This is a genomic window from Lishizhenia sp. (genome assembly GCF_033720595.1).
Lineage (GTDB): Bacteria > Bacteroidota > Bacteroidia > Flavobacteriales_D > Crocinitomicaceae > Lishizhenia.
The window spans coordinates 1-7,591 of record NZ_JAWWCF010000148.1; the positions used below are offsets into that span (position 1 = coordinate 1).

At 36.5% G+C, this 7,591-nt stretch carries 8 protein-coding genes; 5 read left to right on the forward strand and 3 right to left on the reverse strand.

What is annotated here, in order from left to right; genetic code table 11:
• On the reverse strand, positions 1 to 320 hold a 320-nt coding region (locus R3333_RS10610), incomplete at its 3' end, for an HAD hydrolase-like protein (protein ID WP_318958770.1).
• Positions 311 to 1,135: a hypothetical protein gene (locus tag R3333_RS10615; protein WP_318958771.1), complete on the reverse strand. Its 825-nt coding sequence runs from the start codon at positions 1,133 to 1,135 to the stop codon at positions 311 to 313. The genes R3333_RS10610 and R3333_RS10615, both read right to left, overlap by 10 nt.
• A gap of 111 nt (positions 1,136 to 1,246) precedes the next feature.
• Between R3333_RS10615 and R3333_RS10620 the strand changes: the two genes are divergently transcribed.
• Positions 1,247 to 2,515, forward strand: a complete 1,269-nt coding sequence (locus tag R3333_RS10620) for an LETM1-related biofilm-associated protein (protein WP_318958772.1) — start codon at positions 1,247 to 1,249, stop codon at positions 2,513 to 2,515.
• 1 nt (position 2,516) lies between these two features.
• On the opposite strand, the gene R3333_RS10625 is transcribed toward R3333_RS10620, so the two are convergent.
• A complete protein-coding gene (locus R3333_RS10625) occupies positions 2,517 to 3,095 on the reverse strand; it encodes a hypothetical protein (protein WP_318958773.1) in 579 nt (192 codons plus the stop codon).
• A gap of 217 nt (positions 3,096 to 3,312) precedes the next feature.
• On the opposite strand from R3333_RS10625, the gene R3333_RS10630 reads away from it, so the two are divergent.
• The 4 genes from R3333_RS10630 to R3333_RS10645 all read left to right on the forward strand — a co-directional run bounded on the left by R3333_RS10630 (position 3,313) and on the right by R3333_RS10645 (position 7,470).
• On the forward strand, positions 3,313 to 4,416 hold the full coding sequence (locus R3333_RS10630) for a hypothetical protein (protein WP_318958774.1): 1,104 nt from the start codon (positions 3,313 to 3,315) through the stop codon (positions 4,414 to 4,416).
• 72 nt (positions 4,417 to 4,488) lie between these two features.
• Positions 4,489 to 5,337, forward strand: coding sequence for a MerR family transcriptional regulator (locus tag R3333_RS10635; RefSeq protein ID WP_318958775.1), 849 nt, complete (start codon positions 4,489 to 4,491; stop codon positions 5,335 to 5,337).
• A 155-nt stretch (positions 5,338 to 5,492) separates the two neighbouring features.
• Positions 5,493 to 5,993 (forward strand): RNA polymerase sigma factor, encoded by a 501-nt coding sequence (locus R3333_RS10640; protein ID WP_318958776.1) that lies wholly within the window; start codon positions 5,493 to 5,495, stop codon positions 5,991 to 5,993.
• Positions 5,994 to 6,000: 7 nt separating this feature from the next.
• Positions 6,001 to 7,470, forward strand: coding sequence for a phytoene desaturase family protein (locus R3333_RS10645; RefSeq protein WP_318958777.1), 1,470 nt, complete (start codon positions 6,001 to 6,003; stop codon positions 7,468 to 7,470).
• Positions 7,471 to 7,591 lie beyond the last annotated feature (121 nt).

Here is a 7,591-nt window from a genome sequence, read left to right on the forward strand (position 1 = left end):
AATCCTTGGTTTTTAAAATATTCTAGACTATCAAGCACGCCTGTAATGGGTTTTCCAAAGGTTGAAATTTGATGCACCATCTCAGCCATGATTTCATCGATTATTTCTTGCTGAGATTTCCCCGTCCAAGGTCGCTCTCTAAAACGAAAGGCAACTACCTCGTCCAACCTTAAACCAACCGTGCGCGCACAATCTTCTATGGTTAAATCTATACCAACGGTTCCAAAAACTTTAATGATTGCTTTTTTCCATAGGGGTTCAGAATCTATCAAGACACCATCCATATCGTAGATTACAGCATCAAATTGTTTTATTTCCATCGTATTTTATAGATTTTGGGTGCAATAATAGTTTTTTCTTCGCTTAAATAAATGGTATTCTTCGAAACATCGATAGCCTCCCACAATCCAAACCGGTTAAGTAGGCGGGTGTTTTTCCAAATTAGTTCTCCGTTGACAAGCTCGTAGATGTAGATTTTACTGTAGGTTAATACAAACAAATGGTTTGCCTTAAGGCATACTGAAGTAATGCAGTCTTCCATCCAAGAACTTGCTTTCAATTTTAAAGGAGCACAAGAGCTTGCGGTATAGGTTCCTGCTTTTTTGGGCAAGGAGTACACTTTACTTATTCCATCAAAGGGTTTAGTGGCGTTTTTTGTGAAAATCCATATCTTGTTTTGGTAGTAGCATATCCCTTCGGCATCGTAGTACTTTTGCTGGGCGTTCGGAGGAAAATCTTTTTGGTCTGGGTAATGAAAACATATGCTATCCGCTTTACTCTGAGTTTCCTGTAATACCTCTTTTAAGGGCACGATGTAGAGTTTTAAGTCTTTGCGCGTATTGTTGTTGTTACCGATGTCAGCAATATAGATTAAGCTATCGTCTACTAAGCAAAGATCTTCCCAGTCTTTGTTATGTGCCTGTTCTATTTTACAAGTGTTTACAAGTTCTCCCTTGAAGTTGAGAACGTACAATTCGCTTTTGTTGCCACTGTCATTATGGGTAATAAAAACACTATCTCCTATACAAAGTAAGCCTGAACTTTCATTGATAAAAGTGGGTAGTTTTACGATGGCTTCTTGTGCCAAGAAAAGACCTGACCAACCCATGAAAAGAAGTAGAAATAGTGTTCTCATAGTATCGTACAACAGTTTTAAACAATAAGTTAAATGTAATATTAATGCCCGTGCTACAGCCTATTAAAAACAAAATTTGTTACTTAGTAGAACTTTTTAAGACAAACGCGCATGTTATCTCCAGGAGCCAAGGGATGGGTTAAGAAATACGAGCAGTTGCTCGATGAAGGAATGTTTACCATAACAGAGGTGAAACCTGTGCACATTTCTACCGATGAACATTTGCGTTTAGAGAGTATTCGAACAGGGTTAGCTTTTGGTTTTCCTACACAACTTTTATACGCCAATACCTTACCTCAGGATCAATGGACGGTAGAAGAAAAGCTCAAAGTATTATTGTTTGAAAGTCTGCTTTCTGTCTATATCATGGAGTGTAAAGTTTATTCTAAAGAGGATTTCTTACAAAAGGTTCTGGGCTTTTATAAAAAGCACGATAGTAGGTCTATTCTTAATTTCTATAAAAAACTTATCCCGGAGTCTGACTACGACAAGTTGGAGAAAATCTTGGACAAGCGTATAGGAATTCGAAAGACCATGGAAAATAAACTATGGGTGAATTACTTAAATAATTCGGTGGTTTATTTAGATGTTTTGTTGTTTAAAAAGTATTTAACCTCTCCTGAGAACACCTTGCAAGTTAACTATAAGCAGCGTGTTACGACTTTGTTGAAAACGATTATTATGGCCGTGAATTCGGATAATAATGTTGCCAAAAGAGAAAAAATGTTGTTTGATGTTTTCCTCGCTTCTGCTAATTTGAAGGAGGAGGAACGAAAGAGCATGAACAAACTTTTCAAAGAGGGGGAGTTGAGTTTTAAAGATTTAGATAGTTGTCATCAAGAAGATTGGATATTTAAACATTACCTTTTAGATGTATGTTCACTCTGTATTTTTGCCGACAACGATGCAGCAGATGAAGAACTTAAGTTCCTACAAGATTTCTGTAAACATTACCGAATTCCATTAGATGAATTGCCCAATAGTATCGCTCTGGTAGAAACTTTTTTATTGGAGAATCAACACAAAATAGCATTCTTAAAAGAGAGTTCTCAATACGATAAGTTATTCTCAAACCTTTCGAGGAGATGGATTAAAATTCTGAGCAGAAACAAAGACAAATTGGCGCAAGAGCTCAAGCAAAGTAAGGAGTTGGTTTTCTTGATTAATAAATCAATGAAAGAAGAGCTTACAGCAGAAGAAAAAGATAAGGTGAGGGTGCAGTTTTTAGATATCGTTAAAACAATGCCCGCTTTGGCAATTTTTATGCTTCCTGGTGGGGCTATATTGCTTCCACTGGTCTTAAAAGTGATTCCTGATTTGGTACCTTCTGCCTTTAAAAATAATGCCCTCGATGATAAGACATCGAAGGCTAAGGAGTGAATTAAATAGAAACTTCTTCGTTTCTTCGAGCAATTTCTGCTATGCTTGTGCGCATTACATTTATCGTTGGTTTTTCATAACCTTCTTTGCGCGATGAAATCAAGTAATTAATATCGTCTGCAGTAAACATTCCCACACAGTGGTAGCTATAGTGCTCTAGAGCTTGTTTGTTTTGTTTCTTTAAAGATTGCTTATAGATCAAAACATTTGCACTGTCTTCAATAATTTGATAGGTGTGAACATCTGTATATCGTTCTAAATTTTCCTTGTATAGTTCAAGAGCATCTCGCTCACCGTAATCTTCAATCACCATTTCAAAAGCTCTACTTGCTTTAATCGTCCAAGTAAAGTCATCCTCTTGATGAATTACCTGAGGTTCCACTGCGCCCCCTACCAATTGTTCATCGTTGGGTAAATACAATGTTGTAGGTATTTGATAGGGTGTCAAGTCTAAGGGTGCGTACAAACTCAAGTCTAATTCCTGAACTGTTTCCTGCGGAATAGCTGGAGATTCTTTGGGCTCACTATCGCACGACCAAACAAGGCCTGCCAAGAGCAAGGAGTAAATTATTTTTTTCATTTTTAGCGCGTTCTTAACGTAAATATAGTGTTTTCCTGATTTTTTTTAGGCTATTCCCCCTAATAAAAGTTCGCTAAAGCTGCCTTTTCTCAGGGGTCGGGTCATCCATTATAGTCCCGATAAGAATCGGGAGCTGTCATTTCTACCCCTAATAGAAAATGTTAAAATAAACTTGGTATTTTAGCGTTCAAATCCCATCGATTTAAAAACCACACCTATGAAAAGAATTCTCTTATGTTTGCTGCTTATCTTAAGTTTTGTAGTACATGCTCAAGTTCAAGTTGTCAATCACAAAAATGAAGTGTTAACCAATGTTGAAGTTTTAAAAAACGGACATTTGATTGGTATTTCTAATGATAATGGAAAGCTTCCTGGGTTAGAGAAAGACAGTGCATATACTTTGTTTCATCCGAATTATCGTTTACAAAAAATCGTTTTTGACGACCAAAAGCAAATCGATCTTGGAGCGCCTATACAATTGTTCGAAAGTGTAGATGTCAAGCAAAATGAAGGTGATTTATTTCAAAGAATATACGACAGTACTTATCACAATTTTGTAAAGCAGGACATAGCAGTTTTAGGAGAATTGTGGGTCTATCAGCGATTGGTTACAAAGACTAATGAGAAAAAGGATACCACATTAAACATCATTAGGGCAAATGTAGCTTACGCCAAACACGAGAAACGTAAAAAAGAAACGTGGTGGGTTAAAGGTGAGCCACAGCGCATGTTTAAACGTGGTGGAAAGTTGTTCGATGCAGCTGAATTTAAAAAAGAAGATCTGAATCTAAACTGGGCACTACCATCACCGGATAACTTAACCTTATTTTTTAAGTATAAAAGTTTTTTTAGTGAACCTGGAGCTTATCAGCAAGAACGCTATTATTCACCAACCTTATCTAGAGTGAATTTGAGTTATACAAGTGAAAAAAAATATACCCTGAGTCACGACTTAAAGTATGCAAGTTTAAACTATAGATGTAGGCAATATGAAAGTATACAAATTAGTCCTAATAGAGTTGCAACTGTGTTCAATATGACCATGTCCATCCCTAAGAAATCCAGTTATTGGAATTTTGTTGAAAAAGACGGTTGTTATTTTCCAGAGTCGATGAGGTTTGAATTTGTCCAACACTTCTCAAGAACGGATGTGAATAGCTCTGGTCAATATGCAGTAGTCTACATTTTCAAAGCCAAAAAAGCAATTCCACAAAAAGAGCTTTCGGAAGATTATGAAAAGGAAAATTTTTCCAACAACAATTACATACAGCGCATAGACCCCACACCAGAAATATTAAATTTCCCCTATGTTTTGGAATAAGTCGACTTACAATTTTGTTTAATTTCTTAACCCATCCTTTAAACATTTCTAACTTTGCATTGTTATAATTGCATGACGGTGTATAAGATCAAAGATCTAGAAATATTATCGGGAGTAAAAGCACATACCATTCGTATGTGGGAAAAACGCTATGGATTATTAAAGCCTGAACGTACGGATACTAAAATCCGAATGTATTCAGACAAAGATCTAATGGTGTTACTCAACGTGGCGTTACTCAACAAGAACGGTAAGAAAATTTCGCATATCGTAAATATGAGTGATGATCAAATTGCTCAAGAAATAATGTCCATTGATGACGCTATGAGCGAAGACAGTTTGGTTGACAAGCTGATATTGGCACTGATACAGATGGACAAGCATCTATTTTTACACAATTTTCATAAAATCATCGGAGAGGAAGGACTGTTCGAGGCTTTCTCGGGGAGGTTAAGGAGTTTCTTAACGCGTATTGGTGTAATGTGGCAGGTAGGAACAATTGATCCCGCACAGGAGCATTTTGTTTCTAACATGATGCGCAATACACTAATTTCAGCTACCGAAAATATTAAGGAAAATCCTAATCCTAAAAAGCTTTTCTTGCTATTCTTACCAGAAAATGAGTGGCACGAAATATCATTATTACTCTATAATTATAAACTGCTCAAAGATGGTTATGCCACCGTCTATTTAGGTCAATCAGTGCCAGAGCAAGCATTAGTGAACACCATTGGTCGCTTCAAAGTTGATGCATTGGTAACTTCTTTTGTTACGGCTACAGACGAAGATCATATTGTTCGTTTTTTCTCTGCATTAAGCCAAAATCATCAACTTCCTATTTACACGGGAGCGGAAATGTTAGAGAGTTTATCACAGCCTATTCCTGCTGGTATCCATAAGGTTACAGATTTGTTCAAGTAATTTTCATCCAACTTTTCATGAGAAACGTAGGTTCAATGGGGGATTGAGCCCTTGTTGCCTGTGCGACAAATTGTGAAAGAAAATATTTTGTTTAAGATTTATTTGGAAAGATTAAACAAAAGTGTTTAACTTTGAAGGTGTAAAACTTAAACAAAATGTCTACAATTGAATTTAACAACGCTCTCATTGCTTTAGAATCATATATGATTGCTTTTGCAATGCGCTACACAAAAAATGAGGAAGACGCGAGAGATCTTACCCAAGAAACAATGTTGAAAGCCATGAAGAATAAAAACTATTACACGCCAAAAACGAATTTCAAGGCGTGGTTGTTTACCATCATGCGCAACATATTTATCAATCAATACAGAAGAAAAGTGAGATCGAAAACAATTTTCGATAACTCAGAAGAAAAGTATTTAATGAACGGTTCAACAGAGGCTAGAAATACTCCGCAAAACCATATTACCTCCCTGGAGGTAGAGGCGCAAGTGGAAGCACTTAGTGATGTTTACAAAAAGCCCTTCGAATTACACTACAAAGGCTTCAAGTATCAAGAAATTGCAAATGAGTTAAATATTCCAATTGGTACGGTAAAGAGTCGTATATTCATAGCAAGGAAAAAATTAATGGAGTGCTTACCAGAGTACGCATAGCATATATATGAGTAAAAAAATTGTAGTCATTGGAAGTGGAATAGCAGGTTTATCTTGCGCAAGTTATTTAGCCCAAGGAGGGAACGAAGTAACCTTATTGGAGAAAAATAGCTCGGTGGGTGGTAGAGCGAGAAAGTTCGAAGCTGCCGGTTTTACTTTTGACATGGGCCCGAGTTGGTATTGGATGCCCGATGTTTTTGAAAAGTTTTATAAGGATTTTGGACACACTGCTCAAGATTTCTATACCTTGGAACGATTAGATCCAAGTTACCAGGTGATTTGGAAGGATAAATCAAGCGATCATGTTCCTGCAAATTTAGATGAATTCAAAGCTTGGTTCGAAAAATTAGAGCCGGGTAGTGCAGCGAAACTCGATGAGTTTTTAAAAGAAGCAGCCTATAAGTACGATGTAGGAATGAATGATTTGGTCCATAAACCAAGTTTGAAGTTGACAGAATTTGTTGACAAACGTGTGATAGGAGGAGTATTCAAAATGCATTTGTTTTCTTCTTTTAGCACCTACATTAAAAAGTATTTTTCTCATCCTAAAATTATTGAACTCCTTGAATTTCCGGTATTGTTCTTAGGTGCTATGCCGAAGGATACGCCAGCCTTATATTCACTGATGAATTATGCAGATATTGTTTTAGGTACTTGGTACCCTAAAGGTGGGATGCACGAAATCATCAAGGCTTTTGTAAAAATTGCTGAATCACAAGGAGTGAAAATCGAAACTGGAAAAGAAGTAACGGGTTTTGAATATGAGAATAAAAATGTAACCACCGTAAATGTAGCTGATGGTAGTTCATATGCTTGTGATTATGTAGTAAGTGGTGCAGATTACGCACATACGGAGTTCCAATTGTTAAAAGAGAAAGCCAATTACACTGAAAAATACTGGGATAAGCGGACAATGGCTCCTTCTTCACTGTTGTTTTATTTAGGAGTTGACAAAAAAATACCTAAATTGGAACATCACAACCTCTTCTTTGATGAAGATTTTAATGTTCACGCCGAAGAGATATATAACCAACCACAATGGCCAAAAGCTCCATTATTTTATGCTTGTTGTCCTTCTAAGTCAGATGATACCGTAGCGCCAGAAGGTAGTGAGAATTTATTTTTACTTATTCCTATTGCTCCAGATTTAAAAGATAATGAGGAGAAGAGAGAAAAGTACTTCGAGATGCTGATGGACAGGTTGGAAGAATTTTGTGGAGAAAAGATAAGAGAACACGTAATCTATAAGCGCAGTTATTGCGTAAATGATTTTAAGAAAGATTATTATGCATTTAAAGGGAATGCATACGGCTTGGCGAATACGTTAAAACAAACAGCCATTTTAAAGCCACAAATAAAGAATAAGAAATTAAGCAACATGTATTACACCGGTCAACTCACGGTTCCAGGACCAGGGGTTCCACCAAGTATCATATCAGGTGAAGTGGTGGCACGTGAAATACTGAAAGCTATATAAATCACTATTAATTAACGTTATGAAAGAACTTTTTGACAAACTTTGTGAAGTAACAAGTAAGATTACGACGCAAAAATACAGTACCAGTTTTTCACTTGGGATAAAGTTCTTGAGTAAAGAC